The 21,245-nt window shown below is 68.2% G+C and carries 19 protein-coding genes; 8 read left to right on the top strand and 11 right to left on the bottom strand.

Features of this window, described 5'->3' with window-relative positions; translation table 11 throughout:
- Positions 1-69 precede the first annotated feature (69 nt).
- Both LQF10_RS15695 and LQF10_RS15690 read right to left on the bottom strand, forming a co-directional pair.
- Complete coding sequence (locus tag LQF10_RS15695) at positions 70-1,161, bottom strand: PLP-dependent cysteine synthase family protein (protein ID WP_231064751.1); 1,092 nt, start codon at positions 1,159-1,161, stop codon at positions 70-72.
- A 145-nt stretch (positions 1,162-1,306) separates the two neighbouring features.
- Positions 1,307-2,593: an MFS transporter gene (locus LQF10_RS15690; RefSeq protein WP_231064750.1), complete on the bottom strand. Its 1,287-nt coding sequence runs from the start codon at positions 2,591-2,593 to the stop codon at positions 1,307-1,309.
- Positions 2,594-2,685: 92 nt separating this feature from the next.
- Here LQF10_RS15690 and LQF10_RS15685 point away from each other — a divergent pair, with 92 nt between their 5' ends.
- Positions 2,686-3,273: a winged helix-turn-helix domain-containing protein gene (locus LQF10_RS15685; protein WP_231064749.1), complete on the top strand. Its 588-nt coding sequence runs from the start codon at positions 2,686-2,688 to the stop codon at positions 3,271-3,273.
- A 22-nt stretch (positions 3,274-3,295) separates the two neighbouring features.
- Here the strand turns inward: LQF10_RS15685 and LQF10_RS15680 are convergent, their stop codons facing one another.
- Positions 3,296-4,477, bottom strand: a complete 1,182-nt coding sequence (locus LQF10_RS15680) for an ROK family transcriptional regulator (protein ID WP_231064748.1) — start codon at positions 4,475-4,477, stop codon at positions 3,296-3,298.
- 77 nt (positions 4,478-4,554) lie between these two features.
- On the opposite strand from LQF10_RS15680, the gene xylA reads away from it, so the two are divergent.
- On the top strand, positions 4,555-5,742 hold the full coding sequence (xylA, locus tag LQF10_RS15675; protein ID WP_231064747.1) for a xylose isomerase: 1,188 nt from the start codon (positions 4,555-4,557) through the stop codon (positions 5,740-5,742).
- Positions 5,743-5,752: 10 nt separating this feature from the next.
- A complete protein-coding gene (xylB, locus tag LQF10_RS15670) occupies positions 5,753-7,234 on the top strand; it encodes a xylulokinase (RefSeq protein ID WP_231064746.1) in 1,482 nt (493 codons plus the stop codon).
- Positions 7,235-7,238: 4 nt separating this feature from the next.
- Here the strand turns inward: xylB and LQF10_RS15665 are convergent, their stop codons facing one another.
- The 4 genes from LQF10_RS15665 to LQF10_RS15650 all read right to left on the bottom strand — a co-directional run bounded on the left by LQF10_RS15665 (position 7,239) and on the right by LQF10_RS15650 (position 11,729).
- On the bottom strand, positions 7,239-8,183 hold the full coding sequence (locus LQF10_RS15665) for an AEC family transporter (protein WP_231064745.1): 945 nt from the start codon (positions 8,181-8,183) through the stop codon (positions 7,239-7,241).
- The gene (locus tag LQF10_RS15660; RefSeq protein WP_231064744.1) at positions 8,180-9,220 is read right to left on the bottom strand and encodes a LacI family DNA-binding transcriptional regulator; all 1,041 of its coding nucleotides are present in this window, start codon (positions 9,218-9,220) and stop codon (positions 8,180-8,182) included. The genes LQF10_RS15665 and LQF10_RS15660 overlap by 4 nt, the downstream gene beginning before the upstream one ends.
- 182 nt (positions 9,221-9,402) lie before the next feature.
- Entirely contained in the window at positions 9,403-10,917 is a 1,515-nt protein-coding gene (gene glpK / locus LQF10_RS15655; protein ID WP_231064743.1) for a glycerol kinase GlpK, read from the bottom strand.
- A gap of 71 nt (positions 10,918-10,988) precedes the next feature.
- Complete coding sequence (locus LQF10_RS15650; RefSeq protein WP_231064742.1) at positions 10,989-11,729, bottom strand: MIP/aquaporin family protein; 741 nt, start codon at positions 11,727-11,729, stop codon at positions 10,989-10,991.
- A gap of 269 nt (positions 11,730-11,998) precedes the next feature.
- Here LQF10_RS15650 and LQF10_RS15645 point away from each other — a divergent pair, with 269 nt between their 5' ends.
- From LQF10_RS15645 to LQF10_RS15635, 3 genes are all read left to right on the top strand, one after another.
- Positions 11,999-12,964 (top strand): sugar-binding transcriptional regulator, encoded by a 966-nt coding sequence (locus LQF10_RS15645; RefSeq protein WP_290371111.1) that lies wholly within the window; start codon positions 11,999-12,001, stop codon positions 12,962-12,964.
- A gap of 4 nt (positions 12,965-12,968) precedes the next feature.
- The gene (locus LQF10_RS15640; RefSeq protein ID WP_231064741.1) at positions 12,969-13,481 is read left to right on the top strand and encodes an amino-acid N-acetyltransferase; all 513 of its coding nucleotides are present in this window, start codon (positions 12,969-12,971) and stop codon (positions 13,479-13,481) included.
- A gap of 401 nt (positions 13,482-13,882) precedes the next feature.
- Positions 13,883-14,911, top strand: coding sequence for a ketopantoate reductase family protein (locus LQF10_RS15635; RefSeq protein WP_231064740.1), 1,029 nt, complete (start codon positions 13,883-13,885; stop codon positions 14,909-14,911).
- Here the strand turns inward: LQF10_RS15635 and LQF10_RS15630 are convergent.
- From LQF10_RS15630 to LQF10_RS15620, 3 genes are read right to left on the bottom strand one after another with little or no spacing between them, the layout of a single operon-like run.
- Positions 14,880-15,395 carry a hypothetical protein gene (locus LQF10_RS15630; RefSeq protein WP_231064739.1) on the bottom strand — a complete coding sequence of 172 codons (516 nt, stop codon included), beginning with the start codon at positions 15,393-15,395 and terminating at the stop codon, positions 14,880-14,882. The genes LQF10_RS15635 and LQF10_RS15630 overlap by 32 nt on opposite strands.
- 18 nt (positions 15,396-15,413) lie before the next feature.
- A complete protein-coding gene (locus tag LQF10_RS15625; protein ID WP_231064738.1) occupies positions 15,414-16,331 on the bottom strand; it encodes an HhH-GPD family protein in 918 nt (305 codons plus the stop codon).
- A 32-nt stretch (positions 16,332-16,363) separates the two neighbouring features.
- Entirely contained in the window at positions 16,364-17,137 is a 774-nt protein-coding gene (locus tag LQF10_RS15620; protein ID WP_231064737.1) for a LysR family transcriptional regulator substrate-binding protein, read from the bottom strand.
- Between the two features lie 62 nt (positions 17,138-17,199).
- On the opposite strand from LQF10_RS15620, the gene LQF10_RS15615 reads away from it, so the two are divergent.
- Both LQF10_RS15615 and LQF10_RS15610 read left to right on the top strand, forming a co-directional pair.
- Positions 17,200-17,625 (top strand): DUF5997 family protein, encoded by a 426-nt coding sequence (locus LQF10_RS15615; RefSeq protein WP_231064736.1) that lies wholly within the window; start codon positions 17,200-17,202, stop codon positions 17,623-17,625.
- An 812-nt stretch (positions 17,626-18,437) separates the two neighbouring features.
- Positions 18,438-19,007: a hypothetical protein gene (locus tag LQF10_RS15610; protein WP_231064735.1), complete on the top strand. Its 570-nt coding sequence runs from the start codon at positions 18,438-18,440 to the stop codon at positions 19,005-19,007.
- A gap of 121 nt (positions 19,008-19,128) precedes the next feature.
- Here the strand turns inward: LQF10_RS15610 and LQF10_RS15605 are convergent, their stop codons facing one another.
- Complete coding sequence (locus LQF10_RS15605) at positions 19,129-21,042, bottom strand: HNH endonuclease (protein WP_231064734.1); 1,914 nt, start codon at positions 21,040-21,042, stop codon at positions 19,129-19,131.
- Between the last annotated feature and the right edge of the window lie 203 nt (positions 21,043-21,245).

Raw genomic sequence — 21,245 nt, 5'->3', positions numbered from 1 at the left:
ATGGTAAGCGCTCTCAGTTTCCGACGGCGGAGCTTCCGTCTCCCAGACCGTTGCCGGACGGGATCGTGCTCAGGCGAGCGTGCCGCCCTCGAAGAACGCCCCTAGGCGGGCGAGGTAGGGCGCAGGGTCGAGTCCCTTGTCGGCCACCCAGGCGTCGTCGTAGTAGGTCGAGGTATAGAGGTCGCCGGAGTCGCAGATGAGGCTGACGATGCTGCCCGTTTCACCGGCCCTGCGCATCCGATCCACGATCGACCACACGCCCCACAGGCACGTTCCGGTGGACGGGCCGGCACGCCGTCCGAAGGTGGCGTCGAGGTGCCGCATCGCGGCGATACTGGCTGCGTCCGGCACGGGGATCATCTCGTCGATCACCGAGGGAATGAAGCTCGCCTCAGTCCGGGGTCGTCCGATTCCCTCGATCCGGGAGGGCATACCGGTGCTGTAGTCGGCCACGCCATCGGCCCACCCGGGGTAGTAGGCGGAGTTCTCGGGGTCCACCACGAGCAGCCGGGTGGGGTATCGCTTGTACCGCAGGTAGCGCCCGATCGTGGAGGACGTCCCACCGGTCCCGGCCGCTGCCACGATCCAGGTGGGGACTGGGTGCCGTTCGGCGCTCAGCTGCTCGAAGATCGACTCGGCGATGTTGTTGTTCCCGCGCCAGTCGGTGGCTCGCTCGGCGTAGGTGAACTGGTCGAGGTAATGGCCACCGGTCTCGGCGGCGAGTCGCTCGGCCTCGGCGTAGATGTCCGGTGCGGCGTCCACGTAGTGGCAGCGCCCGCCGTAGGCCTCGATCCGCGCCACCTTGGAGGCGGAGGTGCTGCGCGGCATCACGGCGATGTAGGGCAGGCCGAGCATTCTCGCGAAATAGGCCTCCGAGACTGCCGTGTTGCCGCTCGTCGCTTCGATCACCGTGGAGGTGGAGGTCAGCCATCCGTTGGCCAATGCATACAGAAAGAGCGAGCGGGCGAGCCGGTGCTTCAGGCTGCCGGTCGGGTGGACCGACTCGTCCTTGAGATAGACGTCCACGCCCCAGCCCTCGGGCACCATCAGCTGGTGTAAGTGGGTGTCCGCTGACCGCTGCGCATCAGCCTGGACTTTGCGGATGGCATCGTCGCACCACGCGCGATCGGCGGTCGAATGGCGTACGTGCGCAGCGGACATGATGGTCAGTCTCGCAGGCCGTGCGTGCTGGTGCGGCGGGTGGCGAATCGGCGCGTTCCTCGCCCCTGGTGTGCGGGCCTTCCCGACGGCGTGGGTTGCGGTGGCAGCCAACGCTGCGAGTTCCATGGGGTGCCGGTGAGCGGGCTCATACGTTCTCCTTCGGTTGGTGGCTCAGGCTTGCCTCGTCGGCCGCCCGAACCAGAGGTGGGGTCACGGTGTGCAGGACAAAGATCGAGAAGGCGATGCAGATCGCGGTGGCGCAGACGAACACGGTGGGCAGTCCGGCGAATTCGCCGACGACGCCCCCGAGGACGGCTCCCAGCGGCATCGTGCCGTAGGCGACGGTGGCCGAGGCTCCACCGATCCGGCCGAGCATCGCGTCGGGGACCAGACGCTGGCGCATCGATCGGCTGACCACGTTGCCGACCGTGTTGGTGGCCCCGATCAGCACGAAACTTGCCCCGACGGCCCACGGGTTCGGCAGGAGCAGCGGCACCAGTAGCAGAGTCGAGTTCACGAGCCAGTTCACTCCGATCAACCGGGCTTCGGAGAATCGGCGCAGCAGTGCCTCGGCGGCCACGGAACCGGCGACGGCGCCTGCTGCGATTGCCGTGGAGATGAGGCCGAACTGCGCCGGGTCGAGGCCGATTGCGGATTCCGGTCCCACCGCCCAGAGCACGAAGACGGCGAAGTATCCCGTGTTCGCGAAGTTGAGCGCTGCTCCGCCGATCAGGACCGGGCGCAGCACCGGATGCCGAACAAGGAAGACCAGCCCTTCGCGCACCTCGGCGCGCATCCTGGGCTTGGTGGCCGAGGGGCCGTTGGCGTTGGCGCCTCGGGCCCGGTAGGGGCCTCGCAGCCCTGCAGCCACGGTCATCAGGGTCAGTGCACAGAGCAGGCCGGGCACGCCGAATGCCCAGGCGGCTCCGACCGATGCGAGGAGGCCGCCCAAGGGTGCGCCGAGGAATCCGTTGGCGACCTGCTGAGCCCCGAGCAATCGACTGTTCGCGGCACCCAGGCGCGAGCGTGGGGTGACGGCAGGGATCATCGTGCTCGCCGCACCGTCGGCGAACACCTCGGCGCATCCGAACGCCAGCAGGGCGAGCAGCAGTGCGGGCATGGACAGCGCGTCCGCCCATGCGGTGCCCACCAGTGCAGCGAGCACGGTGATTCGCACGGCTGTGGCGATCAGGAAGATTCGCCGCCGGTCGCCCCGGTCGATGAGCACGCCCGAGTACAGGCCGAGGAGCAACCACGGGAGCCAGGTGGCCGCCGGCAGTAGCGAGATCAGCAAGGGCGACGTCGTCAGTGTGAGCGCGAGGAGCGGTGCGGCCACCATCAGCACGCCGTCGGCCAGGTTGGAGGTGGCAGTCGCTCCGAACAGCGCCCAGAACCGCCGCCCGAGCGGTGTGGCAGTGGTCTGCTGCGCCATGGTGTGCTCCCGGTAGTCTGTTGCAGAGGTATCTATGCAGAGAAAGTTTTGCAGAGAAAACTCTGCATGTCTAGAGGGAGAGTGAGACTGGTATGCCGGAGCGCCGTCGGGAGCCGCCACTGGACCATGCCGCGATGAAGGCGTTCGCCCATCCGCTGCGGATCCGGATGTTCGCCTACCTCACCGATCGAGGTGCAGCCACGGCCACGCAGCTGGCTGAGCAGCTCGGGGAGAGTAGTGCTCAGACCAGCTATCACCTCCGTCAGCTCGCCCGGCACGGTCTGGTCGAGGAGGATGCCGGGCGGGGGACCGGCCGGGAGCGGTGGTGGCAGGCGTCGTCCTTCAGCATCCCGGATGCGCAGGCGCGCGAAGATCCGGCCTTGCGCTCACTGGCTGGGACCGTGCTCTCCGGGCTGCTCGAGCAGCGGGTGCTGGCGCTGCGCACGTGGTTTGAGGACGCGCAGGCCTCGCCATCCTGGGTGGAGGCGAGCCTGCAGCAGTCCACCACGGCTTCCTTGACGCTGGACGAGTTCGCCGCGATGAATGATGCGGTCCAGGAGGTGCTGGAGGAGCACACGAACAGGGCCAGTCGTCGCCGGGAGAGCGGTGAGGGCGCGCCCTCTGATGAACGGCGCGTGCGCATGTACTACGACGCCTTCCCGCTGCCCACCGGTGACTGATTCGCGGACAGATCGGAAGGGCTCAGTGCTCGGCGATCCACGCGCTCGGGTCGGCGATCACGGGATCGAGTGCGGCGCGAGCTGCACCGGTCAGGGCCGGGTGGGCCATCGCCGTGGCGGTCCGTAAGAGTGGCGGTGCCCACTGTGCGGCCAGTATTCGAGTGCGCAGCTCTGCCTCGATCCCTGGCCGCAGGTCGTCGGTGAGTTCGGCGAGTGCATTCCCGAGCACGATGTGGCCGATGTCCACCAGGTTCACGAAAGAGGCCAGCGCGATGCCCAGTGCGGCGGCAGCGTTGCGCACCGCCTCCTGTGCGTGGGCGTCCCCCTCGGCGAGCCGCGCGGCGAGTTCGGTGAGGCCGGCGCCGTCCGGAAGGTGGGCGGCCGCGATCATCGCCTCAGTGCCCGCGAAGGTCTCAAGGCAGCCGCGGGCACCGCACCGGCAACGCGGGCCGCTCGGGTCAACGCACACGTGGCCAAGCTCACCGCTGAACCCGTGCAACCCCGTGAAGAACGAGCCGTCCTTGATGATCGCAGCGCCGATCCCCACCTCGCCGGAGACGTACAGGAACGAATCGTCCGGTCCAGCAGTCAACTCGGCGAGTGCGGCGAAGCGTGCCTCGTTGCCCAAGGTGAGGGGGAAGGGCGCCAGCTCCGGGGCGGCGTCGAGGATGAGAGTCCCTGGCGAGAGATTCTGCCAACCCAGGTTCGGTGCGGTGAGCAGGCGCTCCTCCCGGACCAGGCCCGGTAAGGCCACCCCGGTGCCGGCGATCCGCACCTGCGGCGTCTCGTCGATCAGCGTGCGCCCCAAGATCGCTACCCGGGCGAGAGTTCTGTTCGGGTCCGTGCCGCGGTAGTCGCCCGGTTCGATCCGTTCGGCCACCAGCCCACCGGCCAGGTCCACGAGACGTGCTCCGATGAAATCGACGTTCACTTCGAGCCCGAGCCCGGTGATCGTCCGTGGTGCCGGCCGCAGCGGCGTGGCGGGGCGGCCGGCACCCGTTGAGACGGGCGCCTCCTCGACCACGAGCTTGCCGGCCACCAGCTCGGCCACGAGCCGCGAGACCGTTGCTCGGTTCAGGCCGGTGCGGGTGGCGACCTCAGCCCGCGAGGGAGGGGCTCCGGCCCGCAGGATGGTGCGGGCCACCAGGGCGAGGTTGTGCTCTCGCAGACTCTCCTGGCGGGCAGCGCGAGCGGGGCGATCCATTCCTTGACCCTAGCCGATCCCGTCGATAAGTTGTACGGTACAACAAACACTGACTCTCACCTCACGAGGAGCCCGCGATGGTGCGCACCCCCACCCCCACCCCCAACGACAAGTTCTCCTTCGGTCTGTGGACCGTCGGCTGGGCGGCGCAGGATCAGTTCGGCCAGGCCACTCGGCCTGCACTGGACCCCACCGAGTACCTCCCCCACCTCGCCGAGGCCGGCGCGTGGGGCGTGACCTTCCACGACGATGACGTGGTCCCTTTCGGCGCTGACGACGCCACCCGCGAGCGCGGATTCGCGGAGTTCAAGAAGGCCGCGGATGCGGCGGGATTGACCATCGAGATGGTCACTACGAACCTGTTCTCCCACCCCGTGTTCAAGGACGGCGGCTTGACCGCCAATGACCGGTCCGTGCGCCGATTCGGCTTGCGCAAGGTGATCCGCAACGTCGATCTCGCCGCGTCGATGGGGGCCGCCACATTCGTCATGTGGGGCGGGCGCGAGGGAAGCGAGTACGACGGGGCGAAAGACGTCAACGCCGCGCTCGATCGCTACCGCGAGGGTGTCGACACCGTCGCCGCCTACATCAAGTCCCAGGGGTACGACCTGAAGATCGCCCTGGAGCCCAAGCCGAACGAGCCGCGCGGGGACATCCTGTTGCCGACCGTGGGCCATGCCCTCGGTTTCATCGCCGAGCTCGAACACGGCGATATCGTGGGTCTGAACCCCGAAACCGGGCATGAGCAGATGGCGGGCCTCAACTACACCCACGGCATCGCCCAGGCACTGTGGGCCGGCAAGCTCTTCCACATCGACCTGAACGGGCAGCGCTCCATCAAGTACGACCAGGACCTGGTGTTCGGGCACGGCGATCTGCTCTCCGCCTTCTTCACCGTGGACCTGATCGAGAACGGGTTCCCCGGCGGTGGCCCCACCTATGACGGTCCGCGCCACTTCGACTACAAGCCCTCCCGCACCGAGGGCTTCGAGGGTGTGTGGGACTCCGCCCGCGCGAATATGGAGACCTACCTGCTGCTGGCCGAGAAGGCGAAGGCCTACCGAGCCGACCCCGAGGTGCAGGCCGCGCTGGAGACCTCCGGAGTGTTCGAGCTCTCCGAACCCACGCTGGGCGAGGGGGAGGCCCTTGCCGATCTGCTTGCCGACCGCTCCGCATTCGAGGACTACGACGTCGACGCGGCCGGTGCTCGCAATGCCGGCTTCGTCCAGCTGAACCAGTTGGCCCTGCGGCACCTGATCGGGTGAAACTAGCCAGATGACGACGCCGACATCGCACCTATCCGAACACCCCCACACGGGGACGCTGGTCGCAGGGGTGGACTCGTCCACCCAATCCTGCAAGGTGGTCATCCGCGATGCGGAGACCGGGGCGCTACAACGCTTCGGCTCCGCGCCCCACCCGGAAGGCACTGAGGTGGACCCCGAGGCGTGGTGGGACGCCCTGCAGGTGGCGGTCTCTGCCGCCGGGGGACTGGACGATGTTGCGGCCGTGGCAGTGGGTGGGCAACAGCACGGCATGGTGGCGCTGGACGCCGACGGACATGTGGTGCGCCCGGCGCTGTTGTGGAACGACACCCGCAGTGCGCAGGCCGCCACGGATCTGATCGCCGAGCTGGGCGAGGGTGACTCTGATGCCGGAGCGCGTGCCTGGGCCGAACAGGTCGGCGTAGTTCCGGTGGCCTCGATCACCGCCACCAAGCTGCGCTGGCTTGCCGAGAATGAGCCAGAGCACGCCGAGCGGGTGGCCGCAGTGGCCCTACCGCATGATTGGCTCACCTGGCGCCTGGCCGGAGACGGCCCCGGGAGCCGTGCGGGCGGGAACAGCCTCGAGCGGCTCACCACTGACCGCTCGGACGCCTCCGGTACCGGCTACTTCGACGCTGCCAGCGGCGAGTACCGATTCGATCTGCTCGAGCGCGCGTTCGGCCGCCGTATCGGCGTGCCCACGGTGGTGGCGCCCGGCGCAGTGGCGCGCGAGAGGCAGGGATCCGTCCTCGGTGCCGGTGCCGGCGACAACGCCGCGGCCGCGCTCGGCCTCGGTATGGTTCCCGGCGATGTGGCCGTCTCGATCGGCACCTCGGGAGTGGTCAGCGCCGTCTGCGACACTCCGGTGGCCGACCCCGAGGGGCTGGTCGCCGGATTCGCCGACGCCACCGGACGGTACCTGCCGCTGGCCTGCACGCTCAACGGCAGTCGTGTGTTCGATGCGATGGGGCGTCTCCTCGGTGTGGGTCATGAGGAGTTCTCCGCGCTGGCGCTCTCCGCACCCGCCGGCGCGGACGGACTCACCCTGGTGCCCTACCTGGAGGGTGAGCGCACCCCGAACAAACCGGACGCCTCGGGCGCGCTGCATGGTGTGCGTCTGGGCAACACGACGCCCGCGCACCTGGCGAGGGCCGCCGTCGAAGGGGTGCTGTGCTCACTCGCTGATGGCATGACGGCGTTGCGCGCCCAGGGTGTACCGGTGCGGCGGGTCTTCCTCATCGGCGGTGCCGCGCAGTCTGAGGCAGTGCGGCAGATCGCACCGGCCGTGCTTGGTGTGCCCGTGACCGTGCCGGAACCGGGCGAGTACGTGGCCGATGGCGCCGCCCGCCAGGCGGCATGGGCGCTCTCCGGGGCGGCTCAGGCGCCCGAGTGGCCGCTCTCGGGCGCGAAGGAGTACCCGTTCGATGGGGCTGCCGCGCAGTCTTTGACCGAGCGCTATGCGCAGGCCCGGGAGATGACGTTCGGAGCCTAGGCGGTTAGTGCAGCAGTGCGACCACACCCACCAGCAACGGGATCGACACCGCCGTGGTGATCACCTGTGAGTCCCTCGCGATCCTCAGGCCGCGGTCGAACTGCAGCGCATAGACCAGCACGTTCTGCGCCGTCGGGAGTGCAGCCATCAGCACGACCGCCAGCATGTCCTCCTCGGCCACGCCGAGGGCGTGAGCCACCGCAAAGGTGAGCGCTGGATGAACCGCCCCCCGCAATGTGGCCACGATGGCCACATCCAGCCAGTGCCCTGGCGGGGGCGCCGGCTTCGACGCCGATGCTGTCGAGGGGGCATCGCTGCGGCGCAGGGGAGCAAAAGACATCCCCAGGGTGAGCAGTGCCAGCGGCGCGGCGGTACTGCCCACCAGCCGTAGGGGTTGCAGCACGGCGTCTGGCGGCGTCCAGGGCACGATGGCCAGCGCAAGACCGATCAGCGCCCCGATGGTGAGCGGGCTGCGCAATGGCCGGAGCACCAGCTCGCGCCGTCCGGCGCCCGCGGTGTCCAGCACCGCGTAGGCCGTGGGGGCGAGCACCAGCAGCTGCATCAGCATCGTCGGCACCACCGCGAGTGCGTCTGTGAGCACGTAGATGGCCACGGGGATGCCGATGTTGCCGGCATTGACGTAGCTCGCTGCCAGGGTCGCCACTGTGGCCTGTCCCCGTCCACGCCGCAGGAGTCCGCCGAAGATCGCGGCTGCCGTGGTGGCGACGACCAAGGTGCTGATGACGGTGGTCGCGGCGGTCCGAGTGAGGAGCAGCGACAAGTTCGCCTCGCCGATCGTGGTGATCAGCAGCGACGGCGTGGCCAGGGCGAACACGAGGCGGGCCAGCACCTGCTGCGCACCTGGGCCCAGCACACGAAACGTGGCCAGCACCCAGCCGGCGAACGCGATCACCGCCATAGTGCCCAGCGCGGTCAGGACGGCAGTCATCGAGGGGTTCGGTCTCCGTCGGTGGTGAGCCCGCCAGGTCGGCGAGCGGCGGGGCCGGTGCTGGATCGAGCCACCAGGCGCGGCCGCAGGTGCAGCGACGGACTCTCCGGCTCCCCCTCGAGCAATTGATGCAGGCGTTCCCACGCATGCCGTCCGAGGTCCATCTGCGGGACGGACATCGTGGTCAGCGATGGTGTGGCGTACTTGGCGAAGGCGATGTCATCGAATCCGGCGACGGAGAGATCCTCCGGCACCCGTACTCCTGCCTCATTGAGCTTGCCGAGCAGCCCGAATGCCACGAGGTCGTTGAAGGCGAGGACCGCCGTCGTTCCTGATCCGAGCACTACATCGAGGGCGCGGTAGCCATCGTCGATCATCGAGCCACAGTCTGCACGGGTGAGGCACACGTGCGGGTACTGCGCCGCGACGGCGTCGAGACTCCGCACGCGGGCAGCGTTCGAGGCGCTGCTCGCCGGCCCGGCCAGGTAGAGGAGACGTTCGTGCCCCAGGCCGATCAGGTGCTCGGCCAGGTCCCTGATCCCGGCGGCATAGTCGACCGAGAGAGCCGGGGCGCCGGTGCCCTGGGGCTCGCGGTTGACCAGGACCACGGGGTGCGTGGACGCGAGGACCTGGGCAAGCTCGTCCTCGGGCATCCGCGGTGAGCACAGGATTAATGCATCACATCGTCGTCGCGCCTCGATGGCGAGTTCGGCCTCCCGATGCGGTTCCTCGATGCTATCCGCCACGAGGATTCGGTAGCCGGCGCGGGTGGCGGCCTGATTGGCCCCGCGGAGCACCTGCTGGAACATGGGGTTGCCCAGGTCCGGCACAAGCAGACCCACCGTCTGGGTACGACCGAGGGAGAGGCCGCGGGCCACCCGGCTCGGGGAGTAGTTCAGGCCGGCGGCCACCTCGCGCACCCGCGATGCGAGGTCGGGATCAACGGTGGATCGGCCGTTCATCACCCGGGAGACGGTGGCCCGGGATACGCCCGCCTCGCGAGCGACCTCGGCGATGGTGGGCACGCGGCTGCTCACGGTGCCTCCCCGGGTGTCATGATCGCGTCCGTTGCCCATCGTAGAAGAAACCGGTTCCTCGAGCGAACGTGCACGCGGAGCACGACGGGGGAGTGCGACCACGATGATGACGACGGCGGCCCACCCATTGGGTGGACCGCCGTCCGATCAGTGCGGCGAGCCGGCCGGCCGGGCCGCGGTGCTCACTCGGTGTCGGCATCCACCCAGTCGAAGGACTTGGTGACCGCCTTCTTCCAGAGCCGATAGGTGCGCTCACGCTCGTCCGCGTCCATCGCAGGCTCCCAGCGCTTGTCCTCGGCCCAGTTGTCGATCACATCCTGCTCACCGGACCAGTAGCCGACGGCGATGCCCGCCGCGTAGGCGGCGCCCAGTGCCGTGGTCTCGGCCACCTTCGGCCGTACCACCGGCACGCCCAGGATGTCGGCCTGGAACTGCATGAGCAGCTCGTTGGCGATCATGCCGCCGTCCACTTTGAGCTCGGTCAGATCCACACCGGAGTCGGCGTTCATCGCGTCCAGCACCTCACGGGTCTGGAAGGCGGTGGCCTCCAGTGCGGCCCGGGCGATGTGGCCCTTGTTCACGAACCGGGTCAGTCCCGCGAGCACCCCACGGGCCTCACCGCGCCAGTACGGGGCGAACAGGCCCGAGAACGCCGGCACGAAGTATGCGCCGCCGTTGTCCTCGACGGTCTTGGCGAGATCCTCCACCTCGGGTGCGGAAGAGATCAGACCAAGGTTGTCCCGCAGCCACTGGATGAGCGATCCGGTCACGGCGATCGAACCTTCGAGCGCGTAGATCGGCTTGTTGTCCCCAATCTTGTACGCAACGGTGGTGAGCAGACCGTTCTCCGAGGGAATGATCTCCTCACCGGTGTTGATCAGCATGAAGTTGCCGGTGCCGTAGGTGTTCTTGGCCATCCCCACCTCGAAACAGGCCTGGCCGAAGGTGGCCGCCTGCTGGTCGCCCAGGATTCCGGCGATGGGAATGTCCGGGATCATTCCCTTCGGGCGTCCCTTGCCGTATACCTCGGAGGAAGACCTGATCTCAGGAAGCATCGAGACCGGGATACCCATATCGGCGGCGATGTCCTCGTTCCAGCTGAGCGAATCGAGGTTCATCAGCATGGTGCGCGAGGCGTTGGTGACGTCGGTGACGTGCACCCCACCGTCGGTGCCGCCGGTCATGTTCCAGATCAGCCAGGAATCGGTGTTGCCGAAGATCAGGTCGCCTGCCTCGGCCTTCGCGCGAGCGCCCTCGACGTTGTCAAGGATCCACTTGATCTTCGGTCCGGAGAAGTAGGTGGCCAGCGGGAGCCCCACCTTCGCCTTGTACTTCTCGGGGCCTTCGTCACCGGCGAGTTCGTCGGCGATCTTCTGGGTGCGGGTGTCCTGCCAGACAATCGCGTTGTACACCGGCTCGCCGGTGTTCTTGTCCCACACCACGGTGGTCTCACGCTGGTTCGTGATACCGACGGCGGCGAGATCGGTGGAGGTGATGTTCGCGCGGGTCAGGGCGAGCCCCACCACCTCACGAGCGTTGCGCCAGATCTCCATCGGATCGTGTTCGACCCATCCCGCCTTCGGGAGGATCTGTTCGTGCTCGAGCTGGCCGCTCTCGACGATCTCGCCGGCATGGTCGAAGACGATCGCCCGGGTGCTGGTGGTGCCTTGGTCGATTGCGAGGACGTACTGCGCCATGAGTGCTCCTTCTGCTCGTGTTGGTGTCCGCAGGAGGGCGGACGGTATGTGTCAGTGCTAAGCGGGGTCGATCAGAAGATCGCGGCAGCGCTCAGGCCGCCGATGATTCCGCCGATGAGCGGGCCCACGATCGGAACCCAGGAGTAGCTCCAGTCGCTGGTGCCCTTGCCCTTGATCGGCAGCAGCGCGTGCGCGATGCGCGGACCGAGGTCACGGGCCGGGTTGATGGCGTAGCCGGTGGGGCCACCGAGGCTGGCGCCGATGCCGACCACCAGCAGAGCCACAGCGAGCGGCGAACCGATCGCGCTTGCCTGCTCGCCGGCGAAGCCGAACGAGATCACCACGAACACCAGCACGAACGTGCCGATCACCTCGGTCACGACGTTCCAGCCGTAGGACCGGATCGCCGGGCCCGTGGAGAACACCCCTAGTTTGGTGGGCCCGTCGGAGTCGGCGTCGAAGTGCTGCTTGTATGCCAACCAGCACACCACTGCTCCGAGGAAGGCTCCGGCCACCTGCGCCAGGATGTAGATCAGGGCATTGCCGGCTGTCGCGGGGATGTCGGGGCCGAGTTCCTCGGCCCCGTTGGCGAGCAGCCCGATGGTCACGGCCGGGTTGATGTGTGCACCGCTGGAGAGTGCTACGAACACACCGGCGAAGACGCCGAGGCCCCAGCCGAAGTTCACCATCAGGAAGCCGCCACCATTGCCCTTGGTGCCCGGGAGTGCGGCGTTGGCGACGACACCGCAACCGAGCAGCGTCAGCATCATCGTCCCGAACAGCTCGGGCACGAAGATCGCGGAGAAGTTCACGATCGGTTCTCACTTTCGTCAGGGGAAGTGTTCTGCGGTGCGGACCCGGCGTCCGCGCCGACTGCACGGCTGGAGAGGGGCTGTCTCGCGCTGGCCGCAGAGCGGGTGTGAGCCCCTTGGTCTCCCTGCACGCGTCTGCCTCTCCGTTGAGTCGTGGAAGATGCCGCGTCGCTACCGGGGGCACCCTCGCGGCTCATGCTTGCTCTCACCGCAAGAGTGCGCAAGCATCGTGCACATATGTGCAGGCGAGGCCGGGGAAGGGTGAGAGAGTGCGTGAGGACGACGCCTATCGTGCGGCGCTGATGTATTACCTGCAGGACCAGACGATGGAGGTCATCGCCAAGACGCTCGGGGTCTCGCGGTCCACCGTCTCGCGATTGATCAAGTCCGCGCGCGAGGAGGGGATCGTGCGGATCTCCCTGCGTCAGCCCAGCGGATCGGGTGCAGACCTCGGCCATCGGCTCTCGGCCACGTTCGGGATCAAGGCGCATGTGGTGCCGGTGCGCGAACGGGCCACGGAGGTGCATCGGCTCGAGCAGGTGGCCATGGTGGCCGCGCGGCTGATGGGCGAGTGGGTCAGTGCCGACATGGTCGTGGGTGTGGCGTGGGGGACTACCGTGACGGCGATCGCTGGTCATCTGGCGCCGAACCCCGTGCGTGGTAGCACCGTGGTGCAGCTCAACGGCGCCGCCAACACCTTCGCCGGGGGAGTCACCTACGCAGGCGACCTGATCGCGACGATTGCCGGGGCTTTCGATTCCACCCCGCACCTGTTCCCGGTGCCGGCATTCTTCGACTTTGCCGAGACGAAGGCTGCGATGTGGCGCGAGCGCAGTGTTCGCCGGGTGCTGGACATCCAGCGCCGTGTTGATATCGCCCTGTTCGGGGTGGGCGCGCTGGCCGCAGACGTTCCCAGCCATGTCTACAACGCCGGGTACCTCGATGATTCCGAGATCACCCAACTGACGGCCGATCGCGTGGTGGGCGATGTGTGCACGGTCTTCCTTCGCGAGGACGGGACGTATCGGGACATCGCCATCAACGCTCGTGCCACCGGACCCTCACCGCGGGAGCTGCGTACCCTGCGGCGGCGGGTCTGCGTGGCCGTGGGAGAGGCGAAAGTGCCGGCCCTGCTCGGCGCTTTGCGGGCCCGGGTGGCCACCGATCTGATCATCGATGAGACCACGGCGCGCACGGTGCTGGAGCGGCTGCGCCATGCGCCCGTGGCAGGGTGATCCCATGAGTACGGACGCTGAACTCCAGATCCGCCCCGCTCGCCCGGCGGACGTGCGGACGATCCGGGCGCTGGTTGAGCCGTATGCGGACGAACGGATCCTCCTCGCTAAGGACATGGTGGGGTACTTCGAATCAGTGCCGGAGTTCCTGGTGGCAACGCTGGAGGGGGAGGTGGTCGGCTGCGGCGCCCTGCACGTGATGTGGGAGGACCTGGGTGAGGTGCGCACACTCGCCGTGCGCCACGACCTGATCCGCGTGGGGATCGGGCACGCCCTCCTCGAGGCGCTGCTGGCGCGCGCCGAAGAGTACGGGTTGCGCCGGCTGTTCTGCCTGACCTTCGAAGTGGATTTCTTCAGTCGGCACGGGTTCGCCCCGATCGAGGGGGACGTGGTGGATCCGGAGGTCTATCGCGAGTTGTTGCTCTCGCGCGATGATGGCATCGCCGAGTTCCTCGATCTGGCCCGGGTGAAGCCGAACACGCTCGGCAATACGCGAATGCTGCGCACGCTCGGCTAGGACCGGCGGCCCTCGGGGAGTTCTGCCCAGTGCGCTCCGGCTCGGCAGCGGCTACGTTCATCGCCATGGGCAAGGTCAGAGGTGGTTTCGGTCGACGCTCCGGCGGTCGATCCTTCGGGCGGCGATCCGGTGGCGGGTCGTTCGGCTCGTCGCGACGTTCACGCGGTTCATCGTCCTCGTTCGGGCGCTCCTCGTCCCGATCGAGTCGGTCCAGCAGGTCCTGGGGAGGTTCGTCCTCCAGTTCGTATCGGTCCCGGCGGAACCGGTATGGAAGCGGTGACGGCACATCCAGCACCTCCGGGTGGGCGTGGCTGCTACTGATCATCGTGGTGATCGTCTTCCTGTGGCTCAACACCTCCGGCGGTTGAGCCAGGTGCGTCACGAAATGAGATGCTGAGACGGTGAGATACATCGTGATCGGTGCCGGCGGCGTCGGAGGTACGATCGGCGCCTCATTGCATGCCACCGGTCACGAGGTGGTGCTGGTGGCGCGGGGCGCGCATGGCCGTGCGCTGGCCACTGACGGTCTGACATTACTCACCCCGAACGGGACGAGCAGGCACCGGATTCCCGTGGTGAACCGACCGGAGCAGTTGGGGGAACCATCGGCGCCGAGGGGCCTGCAGGAGGATGACGTACTCATCCTCGCGGTGAAGGGGCAGGACACTGCAGGGGCGCTCGATGCGTGGGCGCATGTGCCCGTATCGAGCGGCGGTACGGCCGCGGAGCGGCTTCCGGTGTTCCTGGCACAGAACGGTGTGGCGAACGAGCCCCACGCTGCCCGGGTGTTCGCCGATGTGCACGCCATGTGCCTGTGGCTGCCGACCACCCATCTCGAACCCGGAGTGGTCGTGGCCGAGGGCACTCCGGTGCACGGTGTGCTGCATGTGGGCCGGTGGCCCGACGGAGTGGACGACGTTGACCGTCAGGTGGCTGCCGACCTCGAAGCGGCCGGTTTCGCCGCCCCGGTGCGCGCGGACGTGATGCGCTGGAAGTTCGCGAAACTGCTTGCCAACCTGGGCAACGCCGTCGAGGCGTTGGCCGGCGATGACCCCGACAGCGCGCATCTGGCCGCGCAGGCCCGGACGGAGGGCGAGGCGGCGCTCGCCGCCGCGGGAATCTCCTGGGCGACGCCGGATGAGGAGGCTGCCCTGCGCCCGTCACTGCGTGTGGGCGACGTTCCCGGCCATTCGCGACTCGGCGGATCCAGCTGGCAGTCCCTGCGGCGCGGCACCGGGTCGATCGAAGCGGACTTCCTCAACGGTGAGATTGTCATGCTCGGCAAGCAGCACGGGGTTCCCACACCAGTCAATGGCACGCTCACCCGCTGGGCCGGGCGAGCGGCACGGACGGGGCAGGCCCCCGGATCATGCACGGTGGAACAGCTCCGCCGTGCCGCTACGGCCGGCGCGGACGCACCAGCACACTGACCCTGACGATCGCGATCACCACTGCCACCTGGAGCACCAGGACGGCCCCGACCGCGGCACCGATCACACCACCTGGCGCCGCGAGCACCCACACGGTGATGCCCACCGCCGCCACTGCCAGCGTGACCCGGATCAGTAAAGCGAGCCTGCGGGCAGTTGTCTCGACTTGCCGGCGCGGAAGACCCTCGGTGACAGCGCGGGTGCTCTCGGCAGTACCGGGCGCCCCGACGGCTCGGACAAGTCCGATCCAGCCCACAGCCGAAACGATCGCAGCCACGATCGCCAGCAGCTGCCCGGAACCGAGCATGGTGAGCCCGGCAAGGATGCGCAGATCGTCCCAGTTCGGCCCGGCCATCTGCAGCGCCCCGGCGCCGATCAGTGCCAGCACCACGGCCATCGTGCACATCGCCAGCAACGTGCGGGTGTGGGCCCGCAACGCGCGTGCGATCACCACGTCCGGTGGTGTGGTGGGTACGGCGGCCATGTCAATGAGCGTAGTTCCTCAGCCCTGTGGCAGGCGGTAGCCGGTCACTACGCCGTCCAAGTCGGCGATGGCACTCACGAGCCCATCGGTGCGCAGGCCGGTGAGCACGCGCTCGAGCTGGGTGGCGTCGGGCCACAGCTCCCGCACCTCCTCCGGTCGCAGCTCGTCCTGAGTGCGTAATGCGGCGAGGACCCGGCCACGCGCCTGCCGGTCGGTGCCATGCCAGGCCTGGGTGCGCCGTCGGGCGGCATGTTCATCGGCCGGGTAGCCGCTCGTCCGCCACTGGCACTGGTCTGCGACCGGGCACTGCCCGCACCGGGGTGAGCGAGCCGTACACACCAATGCGCCGAGCTCCATCACGGCCACGTTCCATCGCGCCGAGGCCTCCGGGTCGGCAGGAAGCACCTCGGCTGCCATCTCCGCCTCGGTGCGTCGTGGTGACGGTGGTGGCAGGGCCGTTCCGCTCAACAGCCGGCCCAGCACCCGGCGTACGTTCGTGTCCAGGACCACTGATCGCCGTCGGAACGCGAAGGCGGCGACGGCGGCAGCCGTGTAGCTCCCGATCCCGGGTAGCGCGAGCAGTGCCTCCTCGTCGGCGGGCACCTCGCCGTCGTGGTGCTCGGTGATCGCGGCTGCGGCCTCCCGCAGCCGGAGCGCGCGGCGCGGGTAGCCGAGCCGGTCCCATGCCCGGAGCACTTCTGCTGGGCTTGCTGCGGCCAGGTCCGCCGGTGTGGGCCAGCGCTGCATCCACGCCCGCCACGCCGGCTCAACCCGCACCACGGGGGTCTGCTGCAGCATGATCTCGCTGACCAGCACGCTCCAGGCAGATGCGTGAGGTGCACGCCAGGGGAGATCGCGCGCGTGCGTGGCGTACCAGTTCACGACGGCGGAATGCAGGGTGGCCGCAGCTGTGGCCGGAACGCGGACGGTGCTCATCGTGTACCCAGCCTAGGGTTCGTGCCGACGGTTCAGCGCTTGCCGCGGCGGGGACGGCGCCCTCCCGGGCGCCCAGGCCGAGCGCCGTTGCCTCGGGGGCGACGTGCGCCACCTCCCGTGGAGTTGGCCGTTCTGCCGGCGGAACGATCGCGGCGACTGGCGCCCGTGGGTGTCTCTTCCTTGGCGGGCGCTCCGGTGGGGCGACCGCGCGAGGAGTTGACGGTGCGGCCACGGACGATGCCGATCATGTCCTCGATCTCGTCAGTCTTCTGATCGGTGACCCAGCTCAGCGCGACAGGGGCGGTAGGGCCACCGGCGAGAGATCGGTAGGTGAGGTCGCGGCGGTGGTGCAGGCGCGCCAGTGACTGCGGAACGACGAGCACGCCCGCACCCGCGGCCACGAGTGCGATCGCTGCTGCTGTGCTCTCGGGCCGGTGTTCGGCGACGGATCCGGGCGGACCATTCGGCCAGTCGAGCACCTCGTCCAGGCAATGCAGAACGGTCTCGGTGTCGAGGTCGGCGAGGGTGACTTCTTCGCCGTCCTCGAGTGCGGCGATGACGTGGTCGGTGGGTACCACCACGACGGCGGTTTCCTCGTAGAGCACGATCGCGCTGAGCAGATCCCGATCGACTGGGGGCCGCAGCAGTGCCGCGCAGACCTCGCCCTCGCGAACGGCATGCTCGGCCTGGGCGGCCTCCAGCGGCACGAGCTCGAGGGGTGTGCGATGGCGCTGCGACCACGTGCGGGCCCACTTCGCCGGCGTCACCCCCGGCACGTAGCCGAGGCGGAAGGGCTGCGGCGTCATCCGGCTAGCCTAGTCTTCCGGATTGGTCTCGCTTGAGGCCCGCAAGCGGGCATACTGACGGAATGCCCGCCTCGGATGCCGCTCAGCGGATGAAGCCCATCACCGCCGCGAAGAAACTCGGGATCTACCTCCCTGCCGCGCCGGAGGAGTTCCAGCACGCGCTGCTCACGCGCCCCGAGTTGGACGAGCTGGAGCGGAACCCACCGGATTGGCTCACCGAGCTCCGGCGGCACGGTCCGCACCCGCGACCGGTGGTGGCGGGTCGGCTGGCAGTGTCGATCTCGGGTCTGCTCCGGGCAGGTGTGACTGAGGCGCTCACGACCGACGAGATCAATGCGCTGCGGGCAGACCCGCCGGAATGGCTGGTGCGAGAGCGGGCCATTCACGAGGAGGTCGTCGCCGAAGATGAGCAGCAACGCCAGCGAGCTGCGGAGTCCAAGAGGGCCAAGTCGGCAGATGGTGCCACGCCGGGCGATGCAGCGACCTGAGCCTGCCGATGCAGTGAGGGATCGCTGAGGCTGAAGCGAGCGGCACCCGGGGAAGGCTGTTGATCCGCTCATACTGGGCGAGTAGCGATACAAGTCGGGCGGAGGGTTCCCGCGGCGATGGTCCGCCCTTGGGTGCTGGATCGGGGCGATCACTGGCTCGCAAGTGACCTTTGCCGACGTGGCGCCATCGAAGCTGGTCGTCCTCGGGTTACCGTCGCGTTGTGCCGAAGCAGAACCGTCCCGACTCCTCCGGACGTCGCCCGCGGGTGAGGTCCGGAGAGGATTCGGGCGCCCAGCGGGGCAGGGGCGTTCGGAGCAGGTCCGGCACGCAGCGCAGCGCCGGTGCCCCGAACGCGAAGGGACGTCCGGGGCCTACCAAGGGTGCGAAGGCTGCGGGCGCAACCAAGGGCACAGGCGCCGCAACCAAAGGCGCGGGGGGCTCGGGTGGTGCGACTCCCGCAACTAGGACCACGGGACGGGGTCGATCGACAAGCTCGCCCCGAGCAGGAGCTTCTCGGCCGACAGTCGCGTCACGCCAGGCTGGAACATCGAACCGGACTGGAACGTCGAATCGGACTGGAACGTCGAATCGGACTGGAACAGCGAACTCGACCGGGCGAGGAGGCCGCGGTTCCGGCGCCGGTGGCGCGTCGGGACCGCGCCGCGGCCGGTCCACGGCGAGCGCCGGAGCGTCTCGGAGTTCGTCGGCGAGAAGTGGCACTGCGTCTGCTCCGCGTGGGAGTGAGCGGAGGCAGTCAGCAAGACGCGGCGCCGACCCGCATGTCTATCGGCGCCGTCGGATCACCGTCGCCGTGCTGGCACTGCTGCTGGTGGCCGGTATCGCATTCGGGGGGACCCTGCTCGTTCGGATGGGGATGGACAGATTCGGTGGCGCCGGTGCGGTCGCGGAGGAGTCGGAGTCCGATCCAACCGAGACCACACCGACCGGGCCGGCCACCCCGGACGCGGAGGCCCTCGCTAACCCTGTCGCGTGTGTGCCCGAGATCGTCGATGTGGCTGTGGGGCTCGAATCGGCGAGCGTGCGCGCAGGGTCTGAGGTTCCAGTAGCGGTCACGATCACGAACACTGGCCAGGTTCCGTGCCTCTTGGATGTGGGCCATGGAAGCCTCGCGATGGCTGTCAGCTCCGGGGATGACACTGTGTGGACGAATGAACAGTGCCCGTCCGGGAGCGCCGAGCGACCGATTCTGTTGGACATCAACGCACAGGAGGAGAGAGTCCTCGCCTGGAGCGGGCAGCGCAGCGCCGAGGGTTGCCCGAGTGGAGCGGCTGAGGCGGAGCCAGGTACGTACAGGATCGATGTGTCCCTCGACGTCGATGGCACCGAGGTCAGCAACGACGAGGTTCTCACGCTGCAGTGACGTGAAGCCATCGTGAGTTCTGATCGTCCCGAGCACATGAGCGGAGCGCACGATCAAGGCACTGTGAACATGCTTATATCCCCGCCGACGGGTGGGTGTCGGCGGGGTCGGGGCGGGGTGGTCAGAAGGGTGGTGGGTCGGCGTTCGGTTCCGAGCCGGTGCGTGGTGGCGGGCTCTGGAATCTCAGCGGCGGCTGGTCACTGTCGGGGTCCGCGTGCTGGCGTGGATCCGTGCGCAGCCGTGGTGGTGGTGTGGCGGTGGCTGTCTTCTTCATGGCGGTGATGGCGCGTTTGCGCACTCTGGCCACGTGCGGGTCGAGCACGCCGAACGGGCTGTTCTGACTGTGACCGGGTGGGCTGCTGGTTTTGTCATCGGATGAGCGGTGTGATCGCACTCCGGGCGGGCCACCGGTTCTCTGGCCGGGCGGGGTGCTGGTTCTTCCACCAGATGGTGGCGCGCTTCCGCTACCGGTTCCGGGGATCAGGTAGGTGCCGGTGGTGGTGACCAAGTACTGAACCCCGTCGGGGTCTGTCCAGAGGTAGGTGCCGGGGGTGATCATCAGGTAGGACCAGCCCGCATGGGTTTTCGCTCGATGGTGACGTCGGCACAACGCGGTCAGGTTGGCGGTGCTGGTGGGCCCACCCTGGTCGTAGGGGATGGTGTGGTCCTGATCGGCAGCGCGGGCGGTGCGCTGGCAGTACGGGAACCGGCAGTGCCCATCACGCAAGATGATCTGTTCGCGTAGTCGTGGGTTGGCTTCATAGGTGCTGGCGCTGTAGTGGGCGTTCAGATCGATCACTGGTCGCACGATCACCCGCCCGGCCGTTTGGCACCAGGTGCGGACCTGCTCGGTGGTGACCGGGGATTTGGTGTTCTCACACCGCCCGATGGTCCCGGTGCTGAACACACTGTTCGTGGAGTCATCTGGCTGACCAGTGCCGGGGTTGAGGGCGTCGGCGGGCAGGTGGAGGTAGAGCATCACCGTGCGACCAGTGGCACCCCGGCCTGGGCCAGAGTCGGTGTCAGCGACGTCGCGGGTCAGGGTCTTCGTCGCGGAACCCGCGCCGGTGTCGGCACTGGTGTCGGTGTCATGACCGTCGCCAGTCCCAGAACTGTCGCCAGCCCCATCACCGGCACCGGCACTGGTGTCGGTGGTGGTCAGGGGGAGGGTGTCTTGTTCGCGGGCGAGGTCACCCACAGCGAGGGAGCGGCGCACGTTCTCACTCGTGCCGGGCAAGAGCCCGGCGAGGGCTCGGGCGCGTTCACGCACTGCGGCGTCCAGATCGAGAGCATCAGCGATATCCAACCCGCCGTCAACCTGCACGATGGCCCCCGAGCCCGCCACACCCGGAGTCGCGACCTCGTCGAGGTGGATATCGAACCGGCGCCCCTCCAACGCTGCCAGGCGATCGGCTTCGGCCTGTGCGGGGTCGAAAGACTCCATCGCAGCAGCAACGGTGCGTTCAATCTGAGAGATCGAGCAGGTCCCGATGGTCCAGGCCACCTGAGCATCCACCCACCCAGCACCGGCGAAGGGGAGCTTCTTCGTCAACCGGGTCACCGCCCGGGCGCGGTGGAGACTGATCTGCCCGGCCCGCACCCGGCCCCACAACACCGGCAACCGGAACGCCAACTCCACAACCGAACCCACGTAATAGAGCGCCGCCTCGTTCGATTGACCCAACGCTGCCGCCAACCGGGTGAACCCCAAATCAGACACCAGCGGGGCACCCTCACCAGCCAGCCGCATCGGCACCGCAGTCCCCGGCAGACCAGTACTCGAGAACTCAGAGCTCGAGGAACCAGCGCTCGAGAACTCATTGCCTGGCAACCCGGGATGCTCCTCCGGATCGAACACCCCTGCCCCGGAGCTCAGTTTCTCGGGGGCGATCGCACCCTCGCGGACCCACTCCACGACCAACTCAGCACGCTCGACCTCGACCGCGCGAGCCGCCGTCCGGTTCTGACGCACAGCAGCCAACACAGTGCCCTCGGCCGAAGCCGAGAACACCAAACCGCTGGCTGTCGAAGTCATGTCCAGATCATCTCAGCGACCACCGACATTGGATGTTTGCCCAGGTCAGCGCCGGGTGCATCGGTACAGGAGACGGGCTATGGATCGATGACCCCCTCGCACGGCGACGCTGGCTACGAAAGCGCACGCCGCGAACGTGAGGAGGTCGACTGCCTGACGATTTCAATAGGTCGGAACCGTCGTGAAGAACTAGTGCACTGGTC

The sequence above is a fragment of the Ruania halotolerans genome (assembly GCF_021049285.1).
GTDB classification, from domain to species: Bacteria; Actinomycetota; Actinomycetes; order Actinomycetales; family Beutenbergiaceae; genus Ruania; species Ruania halotolerans.
This window is presented reverse-complemented; position numbering and strand designations above follow the sequence as displayed.